Annotated in this window: 22 protein-coding genes; 11 read left to right on the top strand and 11 right to left on the bottom strand. The window is 72.9% G+C overall.

Annotated features, from left to right (window positions below; all coding sequences use genetic code 11):
- The first annotated feature begins 173 nt into the window (after nucleotides 1-173).
- A complete protein-coding gene (locus OG956_RS30865; protein ID WP_330341279.1) occupies nucleotides 174-656 on the top strand; it encodes a molybdopterin-dependent oxidoreductase in 483 nt (160 codons plus the stop codon).
- 280 nt (nucleotides 657-936) lie between these two features.
- On the opposite strand, the gene OG956_RS30870 is transcribed toward OG956_RS30865, so the two are convergent.
- The 4 genes from OG956_RS30870 to OG956_RS30885 all read right to left on the bottom strand — a co-directional run bounded on the left by OG956_RS30870 (nucleotide 937) and on the right by OG956_RS30885 (nucleotide 5,028).
- Nucleotides 937-1,335, bottom strand: coding sequence for a TOBE domain-containing protein (locus tag OG956_RS30870; RefSeq protein ID WP_330341280.1), 399 nt, complete (start codon nucleotides 1,333-1,335; stop codon nucleotides 937-939).
- An 89-nt stretch (nucleotides 1,336-1,424) separates the two neighbouring features.
- Nucleotides 1,425-3,380, bottom strand: coding sequence for an APC family permease (locus tag OG956_RS30875; protein ID WP_330341281.1), 1,956 nt, complete (start codon nucleotides 3,378-3,380; stop codon nucleotides 1,425-1,427).
- A 285-nt stretch (nucleotides 3,381-3,665) separates the two neighbouring features.
- A complete protein-coding gene (locus tag OG956_RS30880) occupies nucleotides 3,666-4,223 on the bottom strand; it encodes a hypothetical protein (RefSeq protein ID WP_330341282.1) in 558 nt (185 codons plus the stop codon).
- 274 nt (nucleotides 4,224-4,497) lie between these two features.
- Nucleotides 4,498-5,028 carry a universal stress protein gene (locus OG956_RS30885; protein ID WP_330341283.1) on the bottom strand — a complete coding sequence of 177 codons (531 nt, stop codon included), beginning with the start codon at nucleotides 5,026-5,028 and terminating at the stop codon, nucleotides 4,498-4,500.
- Nucleotides 5,029-5,257: 229 nt separating this feature from the next.
- On the opposite strand from OG956_RS30885, the gene OG956_RS30890 reads away from it, so the two are divergent.
- Nucleotides 5,258-6,868 (top strand): glycoside hydrolase family 43 protein, encoded by a 1,611-nt coding sequence (locus OG956_RS30890; RefSeq protein WP_330341284.1) that lies wholly within the window; start codon nucleotides 5,258-5,260, stop codon nucleotides 6,866-6,868.
- Nucleotides 6,869-7,005: 137 nt separating this feature from the next.
- Entirely contained in the window at nucleotides 7,006-8,061 is a 1,056-nt protein-coding gene (locus OG956_RS30895) for an endo-1,4-beta-xylanase (RefSeq protein ID WP_330341285.1), read from the top strand.
- A 118-nt stretch (nucleotides 8,062-8,179) separates the two neighbouring features.
- Here OG956_RS30895 and OG956_RS30900 read toward each other — a convergent pair whose 3' ends face one another.
- Complete coding sequence (locus OG956_RS30900; RefSeq protein WP_030603474.1) at nucleotides 8,180-8,386, bottom strand: DUF5999 family protein; 207 nt, start codon at nucleotides 8,384-8,386, stop codon at nucleotides 8,180-8,182.
- Nucleotides 8,387-8,663: 277 nt separating this feature from the next.
- Entirely contained in the window at nucleotides 8,664-9,263 is a 600-nt protein-coding gene (locus tag OG956_RS30905) for a hypothetical protein (RefSeq protein ID WP_330341286.1), read from the bottom strand.
- 567 nt (nucleotides 9,264-9,830) lie between these two features.
- On the opposite strand from OG956_RS30905, the gene OG956_RS30910 reads away from it, so the two are divergent.
- A complete protein-coding gene (locus OG956_RS30910; RefSeq protein ID WP_330341287.1) occupies nucleotides 9,831-11,348 on the top strand; it encodes a glutamate--cysteine ligase in 1,518 nt (505 codons plus the stop codon).
- A 198-nt stretch (nucleotides 11,349-11,546) separates the two neighbouring features.
- Nucleotides 11,547-12,359: a CPBP family intramembrane glutamic endopeptidase gene (locus OG956_RS30915; RefSeq protein WP_443065626.1), complete on the top strand. Its 813-nt coding sequence runs from the start codon at nucleotides 11,547-11,549 to the stop codon at nucleotides 12,357-12,359.
- Nucleotides 12,360-12,369: 10 nt separating this feature from the next.
- Here the strand turns inward: OG956_RS30915 and OG956_RS30920 are convergent, their stop codons facing one another.
- Nucleotides 12,370-13,182 carry a PhzF family phenazine biosynthesis protein gene (locus OG956_RS30920; RefSeq protein ID WP_330341289.1) on the bottom strand — a complete coding sequence of 271 codons (813 nt, stop codon included), beginning with the start codon at nucleotides 13,180-13,182 and terminating at the stop codon, nucleotides 12,370-12,372.
- A 197-nt stretch (nucleotides 13,183-13,379) separates the two neighbouring features.
- Here OG956_RS30920 and OG956_RS30925 point away from each other — a divergent pair, with 197 nt between their 5' ends.
- The 4 genes from OG956_RS30925 (at nucleotide 13,380) to OG956_RS30940 (ending at nucleotide 17,192) form a co-directional block, all read left to right on the top strand.
- Nucleotides 13,380-13,994, top strand: coding sequence for a PadR family transcriptional regulator (locus OG956_RS30925; protein WP_330341290.1), 615 nt, complete (start codon nucleotides 13,380-13,382; stop codon nucleotides 13,992-13,994).
- Between the two features lie 370 nt (nucleotides 13,995-14,364).
- On the top strand, nucleotides 14,365-14,943 hold the full coding sequence (locus OG956_RS30930) for a Clp protease N-terminal domain-containing protein (RefSeq protein ID WP_330341291.1): 579 nt from the start codon (nucleotides 14,365-14,367) through the stop codon (nucleotides 14,941-14,943).
- Between the two features lie 70 nt (nucleotides 14,944-15,013).
- On the top strand, nucleotides 15,014-16,021 hold the full coding sequence (locus OG956_RS30935; RefSeq protein WP_330341292.1) for an EamA family transporter: 1,008 nt from the start codon (nucleotides 15,014-15,016) through the stop codon (nucleotides 16,019-16,021).
- A 196-nt stretch (nucleotides 16,022-16,217) separates the two neighbouring features.
- Nucleotides 16,218-17,192 carry a DMT family transporter gene (locus tag OG956_RS30940; protein ID WP_330341293.1) on the top strand — a complete coding sequence of 325 codons (975 nt, stop codon included), beginning with the start codon at nucleotides 16,218-16,220 and terminating at the stop codon, nucleotides 17,190-17,192.
- Here OG956_RS30940 and OG956_RS30945 read toward each other — a convergent pair.
- Nucleotides 17,174-17,854 carry a pyridoxamine 5'-phosphate oxidase family protein gene (locus tag OG956_RS30945; RefSeq protein WP_330341294.1) on the bottom strand — a complete coding sequence of 227 codons (681 nt, stop codon included), beginning with the start codon at nucleotides 17,852-17,854 and terminating at the stop codon, nucleotides 17,174-17,176. The two genes, OG956_RS30940 and OG956_RS30945, sit on opposite strands and share 19 nt — an antisense overlap.
- Before the next feature lie 77 nt (nucleotides 17,855-17,931).
- Between OG956_RS30945 and OG956_RS30950 the strand changes: the two genes are divergently transcribed.
- Nucleotides 17,932-19,263, top strand: coding sequence for an aminotransferase class I/II-fold pyridoxal phosphate-dependent enzyme (locus OG956_RS30950; protein ID WP_330341295.1), 1,332 nt, complete (start codon nucleotides 17,932-17,934; stop codon nucleotides 19,261-19,263).
- Between the two features lie 82 nt (nucleotides 19,264-19,345).
- On the opposite strand, the gene OG956_RS30955 is transcribed toward OG956_RS30950, so the two are convergent.
- Entirely contained in the window at nucleotides 19,346-20,281 is a 936-nt protein-coding gene (locus OG956_RS30955) for a DMT family transporter (RefSeq protein WP_330341296.1), read from the bottom strand.
- Between the two features lie 74 nt (nucleotides 20,282-20,355).
- Between OG956_RS30955 and OG956_RS30960 the strand changes: the two genes are divergently transcribed.
- Nucleotides 20,356-21,258 carry a LysR family transcriptional regulator gene (locus OG956_RS30960; RefSeq protein WP_330341297.1) on the top strand — a complete coding sequence of 301 codons (903 nt, stop codon included), beginning with the start codon at nucleotides 20,356-20,358 and terminating at the stop codon, nucleotides 21,256-21,258.
- Nucleotides 21,259-21,262: 4 nt separating this feature from the next.
- Here OG956_RS30960 and OG956_RS30965 read toward each other — a convergent pair whose 3' ends face one another.
- Nucleotides 21,263-21,733, bottom strand: coding sequence for a pyridoxamine 5'-phosphate oxidase family protein (locus OG956_RS30965; RefSeq protein WP_330341298.1), 471 nt, complete (start codon nucleotides 21,731-21,733; stop codon nucleotides 21,263-21,265).
- Between the two features lie 20 nt (nucleotides 21,734-21,753).
- Nucleotides 21,754-22,257 (bottom strand): Rieske (2Fe-2S) protein, encoded by a 504-nt coding sequence (locus OG956_RS30970; RefSeq protein WP_330341299.1) that lies wholly within the window; start codon nucleotides 22,255-22,257, stop codon nucleotides 21,754-21,756.
- Nucleotides 22,258-22,277 lie beyond the last annotated feature (20 nt).

Here is a 22,277-nt window from a genome sequence, read left to right on the forward strand (position 1 = left end):
GGTCGCGCCCTGTCGGGGCCGGGAAGCCCGGCCGCTCGGCGATGATACTGCCGCATCTGCCAGGCATAAGCCCCCTGTCGCATCGCATTGGCCGCGAACTTGTGACATGGAGCTCGCATGTGCGTTTGGACGCCACCCGGCAGCGGGTACGGTCCTGCGGGAGGTGCCTGCCGATGACGCTCGCCCGACTCGCCCTGACCGGCGACCTCGCCCGGACCGCCCGGCTGACCGTCCCGGAGCTGCTCCGCTGGCCGCAGCACCGGGCGGACGTCAGCTTCGAGTGCGCCACCAGCGGCGTCCAGCACCACCGCTTCACCGGCCCGCGTCTGTACGACGTCCTCGCCGACGCGGGGCCCGGTTTCGACCCGGTGCGGCGCAAGGACCGGCTGCGCTACCTCATCGCCGTGTCGGGCGCCGACGGCCACCACGCGGTGCTCTCCTGGGCTGAGATCGACCCGGACTTCGCGGACGCGCCCGTCCTGCTGGGCGTGTGCGTCGACGACACCCCGCTGGACGCGGCCGGGCCTCAGCTGGTGCTGCCGCAGGACCGGTGCGGGGCCCGGCACATCAGCGGGATCACGGCGATCCGGGTGGACGGCAGCTACCGCTGTACCGGCCCGGCGCACACCGCACTCGGCCACGCGCCGGCTCGGTGAGGCGCGGGGTGTACGACGGTCACGCGCGGGCTGCGTGAGTGGCGCGGGCCTGCGTGACGGTCACGCGCCGACTGCGTGAACGGCGCGGATGACGGCCACGCGTCGGCTCCGTGAACGGCGCAGGCTCGTACGGCGGCCACCTGCCCGACTGCGTGAGTGGCGCGGGCCCGCGTGATGGCCACGCGTCGGCTCCGTGAACGGCGCGGATCCGCGCCATGGCCCGTGCGGCGCCACTCCGCGGGTTGACGCTGCTCGGCCGGTGCCGACCATGGGGACGGGCTCAGACGCGGTCGATGTGCACGTTCGTGGACTTCACGCGCGCGGTGGCCTCCATGCCGACCTCCAGGCCCAGTTCCTCGACGGCCTCACGGGTCAGCAGGGAGACGAGCCGGTGCGGGCCGGCCTGGATCTCCACCTGGGCGGCGACGTCGCCGAGCTTGATCGCCGTGACGATGCCGGGGAAGGCGTTGCGGACGGAGGTGTAGGAGGGGTGGTCGTCCTCGCCGCCCCCCGCTTTGGCCAGTTCGACCGAGAACGCGGCCAGGTCCCTGCCGTCGATGAGCCGCCGCCCGGCCTCGTCGCGGTGGGTCGCCACCCGGCCCGCGTCGGCCCACCGGCGGGCGGTGTCGGGGCTCACGCCGAGCAGCCGCGCCGCCTGGCCGATCGTGTAGGACTGCATGCCGGTCACGATAGGACCACGGCAGGGGATCCGTGGACACGGGCCTGCCGTGGGGGACGACGCGTCGGCGTGGGGCTCCTTGCGGGGTCTCACCCGGTGTGCACCCGGGGCCGGCGTTCGCGGTTCGGCTCCGCCTCGCGCAGGACCTCGCGGGTGACCGGGGCTACCTCGCCCTGGCCGAAGAGGAAGAAGCGCAGGAAGTTGGCGAACGGGTTGCCCTCGGTCCACTCGAAGTAGATGTGCGGGGTGCAGCCCGTCATGTCCCGGGCGTGCAGCAGGAAGGCCGCCAGGGCGTTGGAGATGGAGGAGTGCTCCAGAGTGAGCACCCGGTAGCGCCCGTGCAGGACCTCGCCGCGCACGGCCATGCTCGCCTCGAACTCGGAGGGGTCGGTGATCTTGACCTCGACGAAGACGAAGTCCTCCTGCTCGGGCATGTCGTTGTCGGCGCGGATCTGCTCGATCTTGTCGCGGTACTCGGCCTTGTCCCGGTGGCCGGGCTCGTTGGCGATGAAGCGCATCTTCCGGCTGGCCATGTCCCGGATGAACCGTTCCGCCAGGGGGTCGAGCGTCACGGTGGTCACCCGCAGCTCGAAGGCACGCGCCAGCCGGGACAGGAACGACACCAGGATGATGCCCGCGATGAAGCAGGCGCCGATCTTCACGCCGTCCGGGCGCTCGATGACGTTGACGACGGTCGTGTAGAGGAACACCGCCGCGATCACGCCGAACCCGATCGTCCACTTGCGCTGCCCCGCCTTGCGCGCGGCGATGGTCACCGCGATCGCCGCCGAGCTGATCAGCACCAGCACGCCGGTGGCGTACGCGCCGCCCTGCTTGTCGACGTTGGCGTCGAAGATCCAGGTCACCAGGAACGCGATCAGCGTGAAGACGATGACCATGGGCCGGACCGCGCGGGCCCAGTGCGGGGCCATGCCGTAGCGGGGCAGGTAGCGCGGCATGAGGTTGAGCAGGCCGGCCATCGCGGAGGCGCCGGCGAACCACAGGATGGCGATGGTCGAGACGTCGTAGACCGTGCCGAAGGCGCCGCCGAGGTACTGGTGGGCGAGGTAGGCGAGGGCGCGCCCGTTGGCGGGGCCGCCCGTCTTGAAGTCGTCCGCCGGGATCAGCAGCGTGGTGATGAAGCTCGTGGTGATCAGGAAGCCGCTCATGATGAGCGCGGCGGTCGTGAGCAGCTTCTTGGTGTCCCGGATCCGGCCGGTCGGCCTCTGCTCGGTGTCGTCCGGGTCGCCCTGGACGTGCGGCATGACGGCGACGCCGGTCTCGAAGCCGGACAGGCCGAGGGCGAGTTTCGGGAAGACGATGAGGGCCACGCCGACCATCACGAACACGTTCCCGTGTTCCGCCGTCAGGGCCCCGGTCCAGTCGGTGACCACGTGCCCGGCGGTGACGACGTGCCAGAGGCCGACGATCACGACGACCAGGTTGAGCGCGAGGTAGATCCCGACCAGGGCGACCGCGACACCGATCGCCTCGAGGAAGCCCTTCAGGAAGACCGCGCCGAGCAGCGCCACCAGGAACAGCGTGATCAGCATCTGGTGGCCGTGCAGGGCGCTGGTCAGGTGCGGGTTCTCCACGAGGTGGGTGGAGGCGTCAGCGGCCGAGAGGGTGATGGTGATCAGGAAGTCGGTGGCCGCGAAGCCCAGCAGCGTGAGCACGAACAGCTTGCCCTGCCAGAACGACAGCAGCCGCTCCAGCATGGCGATCGACCCCTCGCCGTGCGGGCTCTCCTCGGCCACCCGGCGGTAGACCGGCAGGGCGCCGGCGAGGGTGACGAGGACCAGGACGATGGTCGCGATCGGGGACAGCAGACCGGCCGCCAGGGCCGCGATGCCCGGCTGGTAGCCGAGGGTCGAGAAGTAGTCGACGCCGGTCAGGCACATCACGCGGTACCAGCGCTGGCCCTTGTGCGGGGGTTCCGGCGCGGCGTGCGGTCCGGTGTGGCCACCGCCCTTGCCCATGTCGGACAGGCCCTCCAGCATCCAGTTGCGCAAGCGACTGGGAGGGGGGTGTTCGGTCGTGGCCATCGGGGGCTCTCCTGTGTGCGGCTCAGCTCTTTTCCGGCCATCCCGCGGACGGCGGCACCAGCGTATGCGGAGAGTGATGCCTGGGCCCACGGATCCGGGCCCGGGAGGCGTCAATCTTGCGTTAAGAATGGCCCGCGGGCGACGGGGCCGCATCAAGAAGGGGAGGCCGGAGGCGTGTGCCGGGGGTACGGCGGTGGCGTTCGCCGGCCGAGCCGTCGGCTCGTCAATCGGCCACCTAGCGTCATGATGCGGCGCTCGGATGCATCGCCGTACGGGATTCCCCGGCTACTCCAGGCCGGAGGCGCGGAACACAGCCCGGGCCGTCTCGCTGTCGAGGCGGCGGGCGAGGCGGTGCAGGGCGGTCGTGCCGCACGCCAGGGTGCCGGCCGCCTCGGAGATCCGGGCGCCCTCGTCGAGCAGGTGCCACAGGCCGGGGTTGCGGATCAGGATCTCGGGGTCGATCTCGGCCCGGTTGCCGAGGGTGTCGCGCAGCACCAGACGCTGGGCGACGCCGTCCAACGGCCGCACGGCGACCAGCAGATCGGTGCGGACCCGGCGGGTGCGCACCAGCCGGCGGGTGGCCAGCCAGCCGGCGCCGGCCGACACCCGTACCGGGAACAGGACGAGGAACAGCAGCAGGGCGATGCCCGCCCACAGGGCACCGTGCCACCACGTGAGGGAGCCGGCCGCCCGGTCGATGAGCAGCAGCAGCGCCAGCAGCACACCGGCGCAGAGGATCGACCTGCGCACGTCCGCCGCCCAGTCGCGGTCGTACACCGAGCCGGCGGGGCCGGCCGGAGAGGGGCCGGTCCATCGGGTGCGGGTGTCGTCGCAGTGCCTCATGGAGCCGACGTTAGACAGTTCCGGTGCCGCCGGAGCCCGCCCGTGGCGCTCCTTGACGGGGCTCTGACGGCACAGCGGTGGTTCTTGACGCAACGGCAGCGCGACGGGCGTCCGGGGCGACAGGCCGTGCCGCCGCCGGCGACTCACCGCGCGGGTCGCTCGGCCCTTCAGCCGCTCGACCGCCCCGTTCCGATGGTGGTCTCGCACCCGCACCGCTTTTGGCGGTCTCGCGCCCGCGCCGGGCAGCGCGTCGTATCCGCTCAGGCCCACGCCGTCACAGCCTCCGGATGTCCATGCGCAGATGCCAGGTGTTGCGCCGGTGGACGGACAGCAGTTCGGACTCCAGGGGCGACGGAGGCACCGCGAGAACCGGGCAGACGGCGTGTGCCAGGCAGTGCCGGGAGACGCGACCGGAGAAGGCGCGCTGCAGACCGCGCCGGCCCGCGCCCACGACCAGGACGTCGTCCTCGCGGTCGGCCGTCGCCACCAGCGCCGGTCCGGGAGCGCCGCGGACCACGACCGCGTGCATCGGCACACCGGGGGAGTCGCTGCCGTAGATCTCCTCCAGCACGGCAGCCAGCCGCTGCCGGGCCAGCCGCTGCCATTCCTCGACGAGCAGGCCGGCAGCGGGGGAGCGGCGCGCCGCCGGATCACCGCCGGGCGGCTCCCAGGCCAGCACCGGCCACAGTTCGGCTCCCAGCCGGCGGGCCAGCGCGGTGGCCCGCCGCAGGGCCGTGACGCTGCCCAGGGAGCCGCTCACACCGACCACCACACGGGGGGCCGCCGAGGCGTCGTAACCGGACATCACTCCACCGTTCCTCGCGGGCGACGCCGGGGCTTCTCGCGCGCGGACGTGCCCACCCTGCAAGCCCTTCGCTTCCTTCCATCCCACTCCCGTACCGGCGATTCGACCAGCCGGGTGAACGGTGTCTTTTTCAACGGGTTCCGCACGGCGGTCCGGCCGTAGGCGATGGGGGCAGCGGTCGCTAGGATTCGAGATCGCAATCGAAACTTTCGAACCTTTCGAGGCCACCATGCGGACCTACGACAACCCCGTCCTCCCCGGATTCCACCCCGACCCGAGCGTGTGCCGGGTCGGGGGCGACTACTACCTGGTGTGCTCCAGCTTCGAGTACTTCCCCGGCGTCCCGGTCTTCCACGGCCGCGACCTGGTGCACTGGCGCCAGATCGGCAACGTCCTCGACCGTCCGGGGCAGTTGGCGCTGCCGGACGACACGCCCGCCTCGGGCGGCGTCTACGCCCCGACGATCCGGTACCACGACGGGCTCTTCCACGTCATCACCACGAGCGTCGGCGCCGGCGGCACCTTTCTCGTCACCGCCGAGCGTCCCGAGGGCCCCTGGTCGGACCCGGTGTGGATCGACCTGCCCGGCATCGACCCCGACCTGGCCTGGGACGAGGACGGTTCCTGCTGGTGCGCCATGGCCGGGGTCACCGTGGCCCGGATCGATCCGCGCACCGGCGAGGTGCTCGAAGGCCCGCTGCCGATGTGGTCCGGCACCGGCCTCAGGGACCCCGAGGCGCCGCATCTGTACCGGATCGGCGAGTGGTGGTACCTGCTGCTCGCCGAGGGCGGGACCGCATTGGGCCACGGTGTCTCGGCCGCGCGCGCCCGCTCCCCGCGCGGCCCCTGGGAACCGGCGCCGGGCAACCCGCTGCTGTCCCACCGCGGTTCGAGCTCGCCGATCCAGTGCACCGGCCATGCCGACCTGGTGCAGGCGGCCGACGGCACCTGGTGGATGGTGCTGCTCGGCACCCGGCCGCGCGGCTACTTCCCGGAGTTCCACGTCCTCGGCCGGGAGACCTTCCTGGTGCCGGTGGAGTGGGCCGACGGCTGGCCCCGGGTGGGTCCCGTGCGCGAGCGGCATCCCGCGCCGGCCGCCTGGTCCCCGCTCGAACCGCCCCCGGTGCGCGACGACTTCACCTCGCCGGTGCTCGCGCCGTACTGGATATCGCCGCGCCGCAGGCCCGAGGGGTGCTGGTCGCTCACCGAGCGGCCCGGCCGGCTCACGCTGACCGCCGGCGGGGACAGCCTCGACCGTCCCGGCCACACCTTCGTCGGCCGTCGCCAGCAGCACCTCGACTGCCGCGCCGCCGCCCGACTGGAGTCCGGCACCGGCCGGGCCGGACTGTCCGTCCGCCTGGACGAGGAGCACCACTACGACCTCGAGGTGTCCGGCGGAGGCGACGCCGTCGGAGCGGGCACGGCAAACGGCGGCGCGGCCGGCGCGGGCAGTGGTCCGCAGGCCGGCTCGCCCGACGACCTGGAGGCGGCCGGGGACGGCGGCCTCCGCGTGGGCACGCGTACCGCGGCCGTCGTCGTACGGATCGGTCCGGTGCGGCAGCGCGTCGCCGAACTCCCGCTGCCGGCGGGCCCCGTGACCCTGGCCGTCGACATGCGCGCGACCCGGGATCCCGGGCCCGGGAGCGGCCCCGACACCCTCGTCTTCTCCGTCGAGACCGCGGAGGGATCCGTGCGACTGGCCCAGCTGGACGGGCGTTATCTGTCCACTCAGGTGGCCACCGGATTCACCGGCCGGGTCATCGGGATGTACGTCACCGAAGGGCACGCCGCATTCGACTGGTTCGACTACGCGCCCGCGATCTCCCGCACGACACCTTGACGCCCTTCGTGCGCCTTCCTAGAGTCGCCGGGCGAAGCGTTCGGTGGATCATTCGAATGTTTCGAAGCACCCCTGCCCGCTTGTGCCCGTCGGTGCCGTCAAGGCCGCCCACCCCTTTGAGAGTCAGGAGTCGCACCATGCCCGGAAAGAGCACGCGTCTCAGAGTCGCCGCCGCCCTCGCGGCCGCCCTGGTGGCCGCCGGCGTCGCCACCGGCCCCGCCGCCCAGGCCGCGCCGACTCATACCCAGCCGACCCTCGCCGGCCTGGCCGAGCGCCACGGACGGTACTTCGGCAGCGCCACCGACAACCCCGAGCTCACCGACAGCGCCTACACGAAGATCCTCGGCAGCCAGTTCGACATGATCACGCCCGGCAACGGCATGAAGTGGTACGCCACCGAGCCGCAGCAGGGCGTCTTCGACTGGACCAACGGCGACCAGATCGTCGACCTGGCCCGGAAGAACCACCAGAAGGTGCGCGCCCACACCCTGGTCTGGCACAGCCAGCTGCCCGACTGGCTCACCTCGAGGCAGTGGACCGCGAGCGAACTGCGGGCGGTGCTGAGGAAGCACATCACCACCGAGGTGCGGCACTACCGGGGCAAGGTGTACTCGTGGGACGTCGTCAACGAGGCCTTCAACGAGGACGGCACCTACCGCGAGACCCTCTGGTACAAGACCCTCGGCCCCGGCTACATCGCCGACGCGCTGCGCTGGGCCCACGAGGCCGACCCGCACGCGAAGCTCTACCTGAACGACTACAACATCGAGGCGGTGGGCCCGAAGAGCGACGCCTACTACGCGCTGGTCAAGGACCTCAAGGCGAAGGGCGTGCCGCTCGGCGGCGTCGGCTTCCAGACCCATCTGGCGCTGCAGTACGGCTATCCCACCAGCATCGAGGACAACCTGCGCCGCTTCTCCGCTCTGGGCCTGGACACCGCCCTCACCGAGGTCGACGTCCGGATGCAGCTGCCCGCGACCGCCGACAAGCTGGCCGAGCAGGCGAGCTGGTACGGGGATCTGACCAAGGCCTGTCTGCGCGTCCGCCGCTGCGTCGGCATCACGATCTGGGACTACACCGACAAGTACTCCTGGATCCCGGGCGTCTTCCCGGGCGAGGGCGCGGCCCTGCCGTGGGACGAGCAGCTGAACCCCAAGCCGGCGTACCAGGCGCTGAGCGAGGCGCTGCGATAGCGCCCGGCTACCGTCGGTAGCCACCCCCGGACACACGTCGGGGCCGGTGCGCACGGACACGTGCGGCCGGCCCCTCTTTCCTCTTCGCGCTCCGCTCGGGAGCTTCTTCGGGCTCCGCTCAGGCGGCCGTCATCACCTGCTCCGCACCGAGCGGGCGGTGCGGAGCGATGATCCGGCCGTCGGGCAGCAGCTCACCGGTGTCCTCGAAGAGGAGGACGCCGTTGCACAGCAGACTCCATCCCTGCTCCGGGTGGTGCGCCACGAGACGGGCGGACTCCCGGTCGGCGGATTCGGCTGGCGGACACGGCGGCTGGTGCTGACACATGGGTGGGATCTTTCGCTCTGTCGTGGTCATGGCGTCCCCCGTGGTGTTCAAGTCGGTCGGAACCCAGTGTTGCCCTCTCGGCGTTGTTCCGCAGGGATTTCGCAGCACGGCTTCTCACAGGTTCATGACGCGTCACCCGCGCGGACGGTTCAGCCCAAGTGCACTGTCACTTCGGGTGGTTCGCAGTGGCCGGATCGGGCTAGTCATCGCAGGCCGGGCGGCTGACATGGGCGTACCCCGCCGCCCTTGCGGGCAAGCGGGGTACGCGGTCGTTCGGTCAGGCGGGTGAACCGAGCACGGGCGGCCCGAGCAGCGGCACCGGGGTCGCGCGGTGGGTCAGCACCGGAAGCAGCTCGGCGACCCGGAACGGACGGTGCGCCGGTATGCCGGGCGGGGCCGGCGCGAGCGGCACGAGCAGATCGGTGTCCGCCGGGTGGCCCTCGGCCCCGTCGGCGGTGATGTCGCCGTGCAGCCACAGGGTGAGCATGTACAGGCCGGGCAGGGACAGCAGGCGCGCCTGGTACGGCTGTGCCAGGGCCTCGGCCTGGTGCAGGGCGCGCTCGGTGGACGTGACGTACGGGCCCTCGAAGAAGTGCGAGAAGGCCCAGCCGTCCGGGGTGAGCATGGTCTCGGCCGCGGCCACCGCCCGATCGCCGCAGCGGATCAGGAAGCGCCAGCCGGCCAGCCGGGTCGCGGACAGGCCCTGTGCGGTGATCCGGTCCAGGACGTGCACGGGCAACGGGAGTTCGGGTGTGGTCGGCCCCTGCGCGGCGCGCAGGGAGGGGGTGCGGGCCTCACGGACCGCGGTGGGGGAACCGAGGGCGGTGAGGACGGAACGCAGGGCAGGCGCGGGGGCAGGGGGCACGTGCAGCGGCATGTGGGTCGCCTCTCGTTCGACAGGCGCGACGGCGCGAGGAGGGATGGGGCGGACGGCGCTGTCTGCTCACGCAAGGCCGGAAGGGTGCAGGCCCGGTCGGGAACATGGGTGCGGCTCGGCCTGCCGCCCGTCGTCGGGACGGCCTGGACACGGCAGGAACCAGGGACCGAGGCGTCAGCCTTCCGCCTTGTGGGCGAAGTTTATATGACGCGTGTTCGGCCGTTGTTTCGTCTACCTTAATCAGGGAAGTCGCGCAAGGCGGTAATAAGCCGACGATTTGCGGGAGTCCTCCCGATTTCCGGACCACCACCCCGCCGCTGACCTCGTGCTACGCACCGGTAACGGTCGGCCGAATGTCGTCGGCGTTTTTCACGAGGTGATGGGGGCACCCGTAGGGCCACCGACGCATGCCCCGTGAATGTGCCGCGGGGAACATTCCGACAGAGTAGCGGCTGCCGGGTCCGCGCGGGGGCGTTATGGATCGCTTCCGCTGGGCATCATCCCTGCTGCACCCGGGAGCCCCGGCGGCCGGTTCGCCGGCCCGCCCAGCCGAGGAGGGACACTTCGATGGGGGAGAAGGTCGTGGCGGGGCAGTTCGACCTGTCCGATCGTCAGCGCTATCGCGAAAAGCTCCAGAAGTGTCTGGCGGGACTGGAGCGGCTGTTGCGGGAGAAGCGATTCGACCGCCCCAAGAACCTCATGGGCGTCGAGATCGAATTGAATCTCGCGGGGTCCGACGGCATGCCGAAAATGTTGAACGGGCAGGTACTGGAGCGGATCGCGAGCCGTGATTTCCAAACAGAACTCGCCATGTTCAACCTGGAAGTCAACATAGCGCCACACCGATTGGGCGGACGGGTATTCGACCGGCTCGCCGAGGAGCTGCGCACCTCGCTCGCCTACGCCGACCGCAAGGCCGGGGAGGTGGACGCCGGCATCGTCATGATCGGCATCCTGCCCACCCTCGACCGCGACGACCTGGTCTCCTCCAACCTCTCCGAGGTGGACCGCTACACGCTGCTCAACGATCAGATCGTGGCCGCGCGCGGCGAGGACTTCCGGCTCGACATCGAGGGCGTCGAGCATCTCGTGTGCACCTCCAAGTCGATCGTCCCGGAGGCCGCGTGCACCTCCGTGCAGCTGCACCTCCAGGTGACCCCGGCCCGCTTCGCCGACGTGTGGAACGCGGCGCAGGCGGCGAGCGCCGCGCAGATCGCCGTCGGCGCCAACTCCCCGTTCCTGTTCGGTCACGAGCTGTGGCGCGAGTCCCGGCCCCCGCTGTTCCTGCAGTCCACCGACACCCGCCCGCCCGAGCTCCAGGCGCAGGGCGTACGGCCGCGCACCTGGTTCGGGGAGCGGTGGATCACGTCGGCGTACGACCTGTTCGAGGAGAACCTGCGCTACTTCCCGGCGCTGCTGCCGCTGTGCGACGACGAGGACCCGCTGGAGGCCGTCGCGTCGGGCGGCACGCCGAAGCTCGCCGAACTCGTGCTGCACAACGGCACGATCTACCGCTGGAACCGGCCGGTGTACGGCATCGCCGACGGCGTCCCCCATCTCCGGGTGGAGAACCGCGTGCTGCCGGCCGGGCCGACCATCACCGACGTGATCGCCAACGCGGCCTTCTACTACGGCCTGGTCCGCGCCCTCGCCGAGGAGTCCCGGCCGGTGTGGACCCGGCTGCCCTTCGCCGCGGCCGAGGCCAACTTCGACGCGGCGTGCCGGTACGGCATCGACGCGCGCCTGGTGTGGCCCCGGCGGGGACGGTACGGCGGCACCGGCGAGGTCGACGCGGTCACCCTGGTCCGCGACGAGCTGCTGCCGCTGGCCTCCGCCGGGCTGGACGCGTGGGGCGTGGAGCCGGCCGACCGGGATCTCTACCTGGGCGTCATCGAGGAGCGGTGCCGGCGCCGGGTGAACGGGGCGTCGTGGCAGGCGGCCACGTTCCACCGCTGCCTCGAACAGGGCATGGCCCGCGAGGCGGCCCTGGCGGCGACGACGCGGCGCTACGCCGAGCTGATGCATGTCGGAGAGCCGGTGCACACATGGCCGGTGGGGCTGCCGGAGCCGGTGCCGCTGGGGTGACCCGGCGGCGCCGGTGGGGCTGAGCGCCGTACGGACCGCCGGCCCGCCGTACGGACCGCCGGTCCGTGCCGCCATGGCCGGGCGCGGCGTGACGACCGAGGTGCCCGGTGCAGGGGCGCCAAGAGGTGGGCCTGTGCCGTGCTCCCGTGTCCTCTGCGATCCTTGCCAGGCATAGTGGGCCCGAGGTCCACGAGCCGGATGGAGGCAGGGGTGCAGGTGGAGGCTGAGTCGGTGGCCGGATCCGGGGCGGAGCGGCGCGACCCGCGGCGGATCCTGCGGGACGAGACGCTGCTCGTCCTCGCCCTGTCGCTGGGCGCGAGCGGGGTCTCCGCGCTGATCAGCTTCATCGGCGCGGTCACCAAGCCGGGCGGCCTGAAGGACCAGGCGGCCACCCTCAACGCGTCGGCCGCCCCCGGGCGCCCCTGGCTCGACCTGGCCTGGCAGCTGTTCGGCATCGCCACCGCGCTGGTCCCCGTCGCGCTCGTCGCCCACCTGCTCCTGCGCGAGGGCGGGAGCCTGCGCACGCTCGGCTTCGACCGCACCCGGCCCTGGCCCGACCTGGGCCGCGGCGCCGGCGTGGCGGCCGTGATCGGCAGCACCGGCATCGCCTTCTACCTCGCCGCCCGCGGCCTCGGCTTCAACCTCACCGTCGTCCCCGAGGCACTGCCGGACGTGTGGTGGAAGTTCCCGGTGCTGGTCCTGTCGGCGATGCAGAACGCGATCCTCGAAGAGGTCATCGTCGTCGGCTATCTGCTGCGCAGGCTCGGCCAGTTGGGCTGGACCCCGGGGACCGCACTGGTCGCCAGCGCGGTCCTGCGCGGCTCGTACCACCTCTACCAGGGCGTCGGCGGCTTCCTCGGCAACATGGTCATGGGCGTGGTGTTCGTGTACCTGTACCGGCGCTGGGGCCGGGTCGGGCCGCTGGTCGTGGCCCACTCGCTGCTCGACATCGGCGCGTTCGTCGGCTACGCCCTCCTCGCGGGCAGGGTGGGCTGGCTGCCCACGGCCTGACGACCGGTGCTCAGGCCCGCAGCTCGCCCTCGATGACCGTGACCGCGTGGCCGGTGAGCAGGGTGCGCTCGCCGCGCAGCGCGGTGCGGACCAGGCCGGTGCGGCGGGAGGCCTGGAGCCCGGTGAGCTCGTCGCGTCCGAGGCGCGCCGACCAGTGCGGGGCGAGGGCGGTGTGGGCGCTGCCGGTGACCGGGTCCTCGTCGATGCCGACGTTCGGGAAGAAGCAGCGGGAGACGAAGTCGTAGCCCCGGGACGGGTCGTCGGCGCGGGCGGTGGCGATGATGCCGCGCGAGGAGAAGGCGCCGAGCGACTTGTGGTCCGGCGCGAGGCCCAGGACCGTCTTCTCGTCGGCCAGTTCCAGCAGCAGGTCGCCCACGTTCGGGCCGGTGTCGAACGCGGCGACCGGCGCCGCGCCGAGCGCCTCGGCGACCCCCGCCGGGATCTCCGCCGGAGTGAGCGGGGCGGTCGGGAAGTCGAGGGTGAGGGCGCCGTCCTCGGCGGGCGTGGCGATGAGCACGCCGCTGCGGGTGGCGAACCGCACCGGTCCCTCGTGGGCGCCGGTGGCGTGCAGGACATGGGCTGTGGCGAGCGTGGCGTGCCCGCACATCGCGACCTCGGCGACGGGCGTGAACCAGCGCAGCGCCCAGTCCGCCTCCCCGCCCTCGGGCAGCCGGTGGGCGAAGGCCGTCTCGGCGTGGTTGATCTCCATGGCGACGTTCTGGAGCCAGTCGTCGTCGGGGAAGACGTCGTCCAGGAGCAGGACTCCGGCCGGGTTGCCGGCGAAGGGGCGGTCGGTGAAGGCGTCCACGATTCGCATGCGCATGACGCCGACGCTAGTGCCGTGACCGAGACCCGACCAAGGCCAACCGGCGATCTCTGGCACGTTCCCGCCAGGGCGGGCGAGAAGGAAGGGCATCGGGAGGGAGCCTTGTCAGGCGATCGGTTCCGATATATCGTTGAGACATCGCGAATGATACGCGATGCAGACGTGACTGATCATCGATGGACGGAGTGATCGCCATGCACACGCACGGATTCGAGCACCGCGCCCGGCACGAGGGCCCCGGACTGCGGGGCTTCGGGGGATTCGAGGGGCGACGGGCCGCCTTCGGCCCGTTCGGTCCGGGTGGGCCGGGGTTCGGCCCCGGTGGACCCGGACCCTGGGGACACCGCGGCCGCGGCGGCCCGCGGGGACGCGCGCGGCGCGGTGACGTACGGGCCTCGATCCTGGCCCTGCTCAAGGACCGCCCGATGCACGGCTACGAGATGATCCAGGAGATCGCCGAACGCAGCGGCGGCGCCTGGAAGCCCAGCCCCGGCTCGGTCTACCCCACGCTCCAGCTGCTGGAGGACGAGGGGCTGATCGCCAGTGCGAGCGAGGGCGGCAAGAAGCTGTTCACGCTCACCGAGGACGGGCGCGCCGCCGCCGACGAGGGGCCGGACGCCCCGTGGGAGGAGGCCTCGCGCGGGGTCGACTGGGAGGCCCTCAGCGAGATCCGCCAGGCCGGCGTCGGTCTGATGGAGGCCTTCGGCCAGGTCTGGAAGACCGGCAGCAAGGAACAGCGCGAGAAGGCGCTGGCCGTCATCAACGACGCCCGCAAGAAGCTGTACCTGATCCTCGCCGACGAGCACTGAGACCCGTACGGCACACCGGGCGCCCCGCGCGACACCGCGCGGGGCGCCTTCGCCTGACCGGCGCCGGGCGGCGCGCGCTGTCCGGCTTGCGCACCGCTCGTTCACGGCGGCCGTCGCCGCGTCCGTGGGCGACACGTCCGGTCGGCCTCGGCCGCAATGCACGTCGGGAAGCCGGACGGCCCGGCGGCGTCAGCCCACCCGCCGTATCACCGCCGCGTCGAACAGGTCCGACGCGCGCTGTCCGGCCCGGATCGGTCTGATCTCCTCCGTAAGGATGAGATGCCGAACGCCGATGTCCACTCTGTGTGGGACGCGAAGATGGTTCCGCTCGTGGATGACCCGGCCCGCCGAGGCTGATGGGGTAAGGGCTGTGCAACCCCGTACAGCCCGCCCGGCCGCCCATGACGAGGCGGTGCCGCACCTGGACGACGATGCCGTGCTCGGCGCCGAGCTGGCAGCGGTGGTCGCCGGTGCCCGCCGCCGGGCCGTGCGGGACGGGGACCGGCAGATCGACACCGCCCATCTGCTGCACTCCCTGCTGGAGCACGACCCCGAGGTCCGTGCCGCCGTCGGCGGCCCGCCGCGACTCGCCCGGCTGCTCGGCTATCTCGTGCAGCGCAGCATCGGCTACGGGCTGCGCTGGCAGGGCCGGGTCGAGGACTCGGGGGCGCTCGCCGTCGTCCCCGGCCCCACCGTGCCCGGCGCCCGCGAGGCCAGGGACACCGCCGGCTGGTCGCCCACCGCGGCCGCCGCCGTCGCCGGCGCCCGCGAGCGCGCCCGGCTGCGCGGCGATTCCCGGGTCACCGGTGTCGACCTGCTCGCCGCCCTCACCGCGGACCCCGAGTCCCGGGCCGTCGAGGTCCTGCAGCGCGCCGGCATCCGGGAACTGGACGCCCCTGTCGCACGCGGCGCGCAGACCCGCGCCGGGGAGGACGGGCGGGCCCGCTGACGGTGGTGCGCGTCCAGCCGCTGAGACAGGTGTCAACGAGGATGACGCTCATGTCGCCGCCTGTCATCATGTGCCGGTGCATACGTCAGACAGCAGTCGGGGCGGCCGGGGCAAGGGCGTGGGGCTCGGTCTCGCGCTCGCCTCGGCGCTGGCCTTCGGTGGGTCGGGAGTCGCCGCCAAACCCCTGATCGAGGCGGGACTCGACCCGCTCCACGTGGTCTGGCTGCGGGTGGCAGGCGCCGCCGTCGTCATGCTGCCCGTCGCCGTACGGCATCGCGCGCTGCCCCGCCGCCGGCCCGCGCTGCTCGCCGGGTTCGGGCTGCTCGCCGTGGCGGGCGTGCAGGCCTGCTACTTCGCCGCGCTGTCCCGCATCCCGGTGGGCGTGGCGCTGCTCATCGAGTACCTCGCCCCCGCCCTGGTGCTGGGCTGGGTGCGGTTCGTGCAGCGGCGGCCCGTGACCCGTGCCGCCGCGCTCGGCGTCGTCCTCGCTGCCGGCGGCCTCGCCTGCGTCGTCGAGGTCTGGTCCGGGCTGAGCTTCGACGCCCTCGGCCTGCTCTTCGCGCTCGGCGCAGCCTGCTGCCAGGTCGGCTACTTCGTGCTGGCCGACCACGGCGGCGACGCGGGCGAGGAGGCGCCGGACCCGCTCGGCGTCATCGCCTACGGCCTGCTCGCCGGCGCCCTCGTGCTGACCGTCGTCGCCCGCCCCTGGGGCATGCGCTGGTCGGTGCTGGCCGGCACCGCCGACCTGAACGGCACCGCCGTCCCGGCCCTCGCGCTGCTCGGCTGGATCGTGCTGATCGCCACCGTCGTCGCGTACGTCACCGGGGTGCTGTCCGTGCGCCGGCTGTCGCCGCAGGTCGCCGGCGTCGTCGCCTGCCTGGAGGCGGTCATCGCGACGGTGCTGGCCTGGGTGCTGCTCGGCGAGCACCTGTCCGCGCCCCAGGTGGCCGGCGGCGCGGTCGTCCTGATCGGCGCGTTCATCGCCCAGTCCTCGGCGCCCGCGAAGGGTTCCGGCGAGCCGGTGGCGGCGTCGGGCGGCGCCGAACGCGAGTTGTCGGCCCCGGGCCCCGCCGCATAAGGTGCTGATCATGCCGTCGAACGCACTCGTCCTTCCGCCCCCGGCCGCCTGAGGCGGGCCTCCGGGACACCCGCCCGCGCGACTCCCGCGCCCGGGCCGGACGGTGCTGCCCGCAGACGAAGTCCGCGCGGCCCGCTGAAGCGGGCCGCCCCCGAACTTCCGCACCTCCGGGTGCGTTTCTGCGGAAGAGAATCCCTTGACGACGTCACACACTGCCGCCGGCCTGCCCGTCGGGCGCGGCCTGCTCTACCTGTTCATCACCGGTGCCGCCTGGGGCACCGCCGGCGCCGCCGCCTCGCTGGTCTACCGGGCCAGTGACATGGGCGCCTTCGCCCTGTCCTTCTGGCGCTGCGCGCTGGGGCTGGTCCTGCTCCTCGCCGGACGCGGACTGCGTCCGTGGACCCGTCCGGCGACCGCTGAGCCCCTGGTCCGGCGGGCCGGCCGGGTGCTGGCCACCGGCCTCGGTCTGGCGGTGTTCCAGACCGCCTACTTCGCGGCCGTGGAGTCGACCGGCCTGGCCGTCGCCACGGTCGTCACCCTCGGCGCGGGCCCCGTCCTCATCGCGCTCGGCGCCCGGCTGCTGCTGGGCGAACGGCTCGGCGCCGGCGGGATCTCGGCCGTCGGCGGGGCCCTCGCCGGGCTGGCCGTGCTCACCTTCGGCGGCTCGACGGCGACCGTACGGCCGGCCGGAGTGCTCCTCGCGCTGCTGTCGGCCGCGGGCTACGGCGCCATGACCCTGCTGACCCGCTGGTGGGGGAGGGGCGGCGGCGCCGACGCCTCCGGCACCACCGTGGGCGCGTTCGCGGTGACCGGCCTGTGCCTGCTGCCGTTCGCCCTGCACGAGGGCCTGCTGCCGCACACCGCCCATCCGGCGCGGCTGCTGTGGCTGATGGTGTACATCGCCGCCGTGCCCACGGCCCTCGCATACGCCCTGTACTTCGCCGGGGCGGCCGTCGTACGGTCCGCGACGGTCTCCGTGATCATGCTGCTGGAGCCGGTCACCGCGGCCGTGCTCGCCGTCGCCCTGCTCGGCGAGCGGCTCACGGCCACGACCGCGGCCGGCACCCTGCTCCTGCTCGGCGCCGTCGCGGGCCTCGCGGTGAGTGAGGCACGCGACGGCCGGGAGCCGGCGCCGGTCCACCTGCCGGAGACTCAGAGGGACTTCAGGTAGTCGGGCAGCTCGACGCCCGGAGCCAGGTCGGCGCTGGGCAGCGGCGCGCCGTAGCCCTTCCGGAGCGGGACGACGCCGGCCCAGTACGGCAGACCGAGGTCCTCCGGGTCGTCGTTCGCACCGCCGGTGCGGAGCTTGGCCGACACCTCGTCCAGATCCAGCCGGATCACCGCGGTGGCGGCCAGCTCCTTCTTGTTGGCGGGCCGGGAGTCGGCGGACCGGCCCGGCACGACGTGGTCCACCAGCGCGTCCAGGGCCATCCGCTGCTCCTCGGGGTCGGTGACCTGGCGCGCGATGCCGTGCACCACCACGGACCGGTAGTTGATGGAGTGGTGGAAGGCGGAGCGCGCCAGCACCAGCCCGTCGACGTGGGTGACCGTCAGGCACACCGGCAGGCCCGGGTCGGTCTCGCCGGTCATCCGCAGCGGGCGGGAGCCGGTGGACCCGTGCACGTACAGCCGCTCGCCGACCCGGCCGTACAGGGTCGGCAGCACCACGGGGGCGCCGTCGCGGACGAAGCCGAGGTGGCAGACGTACCCCTCGTCGAGTATCGCGTGCACCAGCTCCTTGTCGTACGACGCCCGGGCCGCGGAGCGCGTGGGCACGGTCCGGTCGGTCGGGGTGTAGGCGGCGGCCTGGGTTTCCTCGGTCGTCCCCTGCATGGCGGTCCTCCATGGAGCATCGGCGATCGGCGGCAGCCGCATCGACTCCGGCATTGTACTAGTGCATAATGTTCTTTGTGCTAGGAGATTATCCCATTCAGGGGCGCGGCGCAGCCGAGATCGCCGCCAGCGTCGAGCGCGCGGTCGGCGCCGGAGAGCTGCGGCCGGGACAGTCCCTGCCGCCGATGCGGGAGCTGGCGGACCGGCTGGGCGTGAACCCCAACACCGTGGCGGCCGCCTATCGCACCCTGCGCGAGCGCGGGGTGATCGAGACCGCCGGCCGCCGGGGCAGCCGCGTCCGGCCCAAGCCGGCCACCACGGGCCGCGAGGAACTGCGGGTGGAGGTCCCGGCCGGAGGCCGCGACCTCTCCGAGGGCAATCCGGACCCCGCCCTGCTGCCCCGCCTCGCACCGGCCCTCGCCGCGGCGGCGGAGGAGGGCGACCGGCGGCCCGTCCTCTACGGCGGCGACCCGATCGACGCCGGCCTCGTCCGCCTCGCCCGCGCCGAACTCGACGCCGACGGCGTCCCCGAAGGCCTCGTCACCGTGACGTCCGGCTCCCTCGACGCCATCGAGCGCATCCTCGCCGCGCACCTGAGGCCGGGCGACGCGGTCGCCGTGGAGGACCCGGGCTGGGCCAGCGTGCTCGACCTGGTCCCGGCGCTGGGCCTGCGCACGCACGCGGTCGGCGTGGACGACGACGGACCGCGCCCCGAGGACCTGCGCCGAGCCCTGGAGTCCGGGGCCCGCGCCCTGATCGTCACCGACCGCGCGCAGAACCCGACCGGCGCCTCGGTGACCGCCCCACGCGCGCGTGCCCTGCGCGCGGTGCTGCGCGAGCACCCGGGAGCCCTGCTCATCGAGGACGACCACGGCCACGGCATCGTCGACCTCCCGCTGCACCCCCTCGCCGGCGTCACCCACCACTGGGCCCTCGTCCGCTCCGCCTCCAAGGCCTACGGCCCCGACCTGCGCGTGGCCGTCCTCACCGGCGACCCGGTGACCGTCGACCGGGTGCGCGGCCGGCAGCGGCTGGGCCCCGGCTGGGTGAGCCTGCTGCTGCAACGGGCCGTGACCCGGCTGTGGTCCCAGGGCGCGGTGGACCGGGCGGCGGTGGCGAAGGCGTACGGCGCTCGCCGGGACGGGCTGGTCGACGCGCTCGCGGAACGCGGCGTCGCCGCCCACGGCCGCAGCGGCATGAACGTGTGGGTACCGGTCCCCGACGAGACCGGTGCCGTGGGCCGGCTCCTGCAGTCGGGCTGGGCGGTGGCACCGGGGGCCCGCTTCCGCGTGGCCTCGCTGCCGGGTGTCCGCATCACGGTCTCCACGCTCACGGAGGAGGACATCGGCCCCTTGGCGGACGCGGTGGCGGCAGCGGTACGACCGTCTCCGGCACGCGTGCACGGCTAGGGGGTTTCGCTCGGATCAGGTCGGACCCCCGGCTGATCCAAACGAAACCCCCTGGTGAGGAGTGAACGCGGGGTGCGGGGTGTCAGGCGGCCCTGCGTCCCCGCGCCTGGGTGAGCGCGGCCCCCGCAAGAACGATCACCGCACCCACCGGCGTCGTCCACCGCAGCGACTCCCCGAGGATCGCGACGCCGGCCCCCGTGGCGATGACCGGGATGAAGTACGTGACCATCTGCGCGGTCGTCGGACCGACTTCGGCAACCAGCCCGTACTGGATGAGAACCGCCAGCCCGGTCCCCAGCGCCCCCAGCGCGGCGACCGCCAGCAGCGGAACGAGCGGGAAACGCGTGGGGAAGCTGGTGAACAAGGGCGTGACGACGGCCAGTTGGAGCGCTGCGAGCATCAGCTGCGCCCCCGTCATCGACAGGTGGGAGTTGCCCGTGCCCGCCAGCGTCCGCCTGACGTAGATCCAGCCGACCGGGTAGCTCAGCGACGCGAGCAGCGCCATCGCCGTACCGCCGGCGTCAAGGCCGTGGAAGCCCTGCCACGCGCCCAGCACCGTCAGGACGCCCAGAAAACCGAGCCCGAGCCCGGCCACACGGACCCGGGTGGGCCGGTCCTCGGACAGCGCGACCAGCGACAGGGCCATCCCCCACAGCGGCGACGTGGCGTTACAGATGCCGGCCAGCGTGGACGGGATCGTCAGCTCGGAGTAGGCGAAGAGGGAGAAGGGCAGGGCGTTCAGGAAGAACGCGGCGACCGCCATGTGCCCCCACAGCCGGGCCCCGCGCGGCAGCCGCTCCCGCTTGACCGCCATCGCCGCCGCCAGGACCGCCGTGCCGAACACCAGACGGCCGAGGGTGACCTGGAAGGGGGCGTAGCCCTGCGTGCCCACCTTGATCAGCAGGAAGCTGAAGCCCCAGATCAGGGACAGGGCGCCGAAGCGCAGGCGCCAGTCCAGGCGGGCGCGGGGGCGGGCTGGGGCGGGGGACTGGGTCCGGGGTGCGGTGACCGTGCTCATGGACCCAAGAATGCTGAAGGCAACCTCGTAGCACAATCGAGATTTCTCACCTGGTACCTCTTAGAATCACTTACATGTTGAATCTTGAGCGCCTGCGTACCCTCGACGCCCTCGCCCGGCACGGCTCGGTCAGCGCGGCCGCGGACGCGCTGCACGTCACCACGTCCGCCGTCTCCCAGCAGCTGGGCAAGCTGGAGCGCGAGGTCGGCCAGCAACTGCTCGCCAAGAACGGCAGGGGTGTGCGGCTCACCGACGCCGGGCGGCTGCTGTCGGAGCACGCGGCGCGCATCCTGTCGCAGGTCGAGCTGGCCGAGTCCGACCTGGAGGCGCACCGCGGGCAGGTCGTCGGCGAACTCAGGCTGTCCGCGTTCCCGACGGCCGCGCGCGGGCTCTTCCCCGACGCCCTCGGCGCCCTCCGCTCCCGGCATCCCGGGCTGCGGGTGCGTTCCAGCGAGCTGGAACCGGAGCAGGGCATCGCCGGCGTCGTCCGCGGCGACCTGGATCTCGCGGTCGTCCTGGACTGGTACAACAAGCCGATGCCCGTGCCGGACGGGCTGGTCAAGGCGCCCCTGCTGGACGACCCGGCCGATGTCGCGATGCCCGTCGGGCACCGGCTCGCCGGCCGGGACGAGGTGGACCTCACCGAGTTCGCCGAGGACGAGTGGATCACCTGGGGGCAGGGCGAGTTCTGTCACGAGTGGCTGATGTTCACGCTGCGGTCCAAGGGCGTCGAGCCGATCGTCGGCCACCGCGCGGGCGAGACCCACACCCAGCTGGGCCTGGTCGCCGCCGGTCTCGGCGTGTGCATCGCGCCGCTGCTGGGCCGGCACCCGGTCCCGGACGGCGTGGTCCTCGTGCCGCTCAAGCAGCGGGTGCGCCGCCATGTGTACGTCGTCTGGCGCGCGGACGCCGACCGCCGCCCGTCGATCCGGGCGGCGGTGGACGCCCTGCGCGCCGCCGCGCAGAAGGTCGGCTGAGTCCCTAGGACGACCCCAGCTTCCCGAAGTCCCAGGAGACGGTCTTCTCCGGTGTCAGCCGGGCCCAGGCGTGCTGGCCGTCGTGGGGCAGCTCGTCCAGGCCGAAGTACTTCCGCGCGAACAGCGCCTCGGGCGTGTCGAGTTCCGCGCACAGCTCCCCGGTGCGCGGCACCTCGCCCACGAACGCCACCCGGCCGGACAGCTCGACCCCGCGCAGCTCGTCGTACTCCTCGCCGGAGTCGACGACGACGGCCACCCGCGGATCGCGGCGCAACTGGGCCCAGCGCCTGCTGCGCACCACCGAGTACAGCCACAGCGAGGCGCCGTCCCAGGCGAACCACAGCGCGCTGACGTGCGGAGTGCCGTCCTGCGAGACGGTGGCGACCCGGCAGGTGCGCTGACGGGTGAGGAACTCGTCCAGCTCGCCGGGCGTCATCATGATCTTCCGGCCCCGGCGCTGCCCGGTCAGGGTCATACGGCCCCTCCTCGTGTCCCTCAGGCCAGCTTGATGTCCTCGCCGGACACGGTGATCTTCTCGGCGGGCAGCGGCTGGGTGGCCGGCCCCTGCTTCACGCTGCCGTCCGCGACGGAGAAGTGGCTGTTGTGGCACGGGCAGATGATGACACCGCCCGCCACGCTGCCCACCGCGCAGCCCTGGTGGGTGCACTTGGACGAGAACGCCTTGAACGTGCCCGCCGTCGGCTGGGTGACGACGACGCCCTGGTCCTTGAAGATCTTGCCGCCGCCCTCGGGGATGTCGGAGGTCTTGGCGAGCGCGGCGCCGCCGCCGCTGTTCTGCGACGCTCCCGTGGAGCCGGTGCTTCCCGTCCCGGCCGAGCCCCCCGATCCGGAGGAGCCGGACCCCGGGTCGACCGAGCCGGACGCGTTGTCGCTCGACCCGCAGGCCGCGAGCGCGGCGGCCAGACCCGCCGCTCCGGCCGCCGCCACGACCGTACGGCGGGCCGGTCCCGGAGCCGGATGGGGCGATGCGCTGCTCATGTGGGTTTCCTTCCGCGGAG

This window comes from Streptomyces sp. NBC_00557, assembly GCF_036345995.1.
Classification (GTDB): domain Bacteria; phylum Actinomycetota; class Actinomycetes; order Streptomycetales; family Streptomycetaceae; genus Streptomyces.

Excerpts from the sequence above, each read along its gene's own strand:
- OG956_RS30965 (WP_330341298.1), bottom strand. The coding sequence starts at position 21,733 with ATGACCCTGACCGGGCAGCGCCGGGGCCGGAAGATCATGATGACGCCC.
- OG956_RS30870 (WP_330341280.1), bottom strand. The coding sequence starts at position 1,335 with ATGCAGTCCTACACGATCGGCCAGGCGGCGCGGCTGCTCGGCGTGAGC.
- OG956_RS30925 (WP_330341290.1), top strand. The coding sequence starts at position 13,380 with ATGCACACGCACGGATTCGAGCACCGCGCCCGGCACGAGGGCCCCGGA.
- OG956_RS30955 (WP_330341296.1), bottom strand. The coding sequence starts at position 20,281 with ATGAGCACGGTCACCGCACCCCGGACCCAGTCCCCCGCCCCAGCCCGC.
- OG956_RS30900 (WP_030603474.1), bottom strand. The coding sequence starts at position 8,386 with ATGTGTCAGCACCAGCCGCCGTGTCCGCCAGCCGAATCCGCCGACCGG.
- OG956_RS30945 (WP_330341294.1), bottom strand. The coding sequence starts at position 17,854 with ATGCAGGGGACGACCGAGGAAACCCAGGCCGCCGCCTACACCCCGACC.
- OG956_RS30880 (WP_330341282.1), bottom strand. The coding sequence starts at position 4,223 with ATGAGGCACTGCGACGACACCCGCACCCGATGGACCGGCCCCTCTCCG.
- OG956_RS30905 (WP_330341286.1), bottom strand. The coding sequence starts at position 9,263 with ATGCCGCTGCACGTGCCCCCTGCCCCCGCGCCTGCCCTGCGTTCCGTC.
- OG956_RS30895 (WP_330341285.1), top strand. The coding sequence starts at position 7,006 with ATGCCCGGAAAGAGCACGCGTCTCAGAGTCGCCGCCGCCCTCGCGGCC.
- OG956_RS30885 (WP_330341283.1), bottom strand. The coding sequence starts at position 5,028 with ATGTCCGGTTACGACGCCTCGGCGGCCCCCCGTGTGGTGGTCGGTGTG.
- OG956_RS30875 (WP_330341281.1), bottom strand. The coding sequence starts at position 3,380 with ATGGCCACGACCGAACACCCCCCTCCCAGTCGCTTGCGCAACTGGATG.
- OG956_RS30920 (WP_330341289.1), bottom strand. The coding sequence starts at position 13,182 with ATGCGCATGCGAATCGTGGACGCCTTCACCGACCGCCCCTTCGCCGGC.
- OG956_RS30915 (WP_443065626.1), top strand. The coding sequence starts at position 11,547 with ATGGAGGCAGGGGTGCAGGTGGAGGCTGAGTCGGTGGCCGGATCCGGG.
- OG956_RS30910 (WP_330341287.1), top strand. The coding sequence starts at position 9,831 with ATGGGGGAGAAGGTCGTGGCGGGGCAGTTCGACCTGTCCGATCGTCAG.
- OG956_RS30865 (WP_330341279.1), top strand. The coding sequence starts at position 174 with ATGACGCTCGCCCGACTCGCCCTGACCGGCGACCTCGCCCGGACCGCC.
- OG956_RS30970 (WP_330341299.1), bottom strand. The coding sequence starts at position 22,257 with ATGAGCAGCGCATCGCCCCATCCGGCTCCGGGACCGGCCCGCCGTACG.
- OG956_RS30960 (WP_330341297.1), top strand. The coding sequence starts at position 20,356 with ATGTTGAATCTTGAGCGCCTGCGTACCCTCGACGCCCTCGCCCGGCAC.
- OG956_RS30890 (WP_330341284.1), top strand. The coding sequence starts at position 5,258 with ATGCGGACCTACGACAACCCCGTCCTCCCCGGATTCCACCCCGACCCG.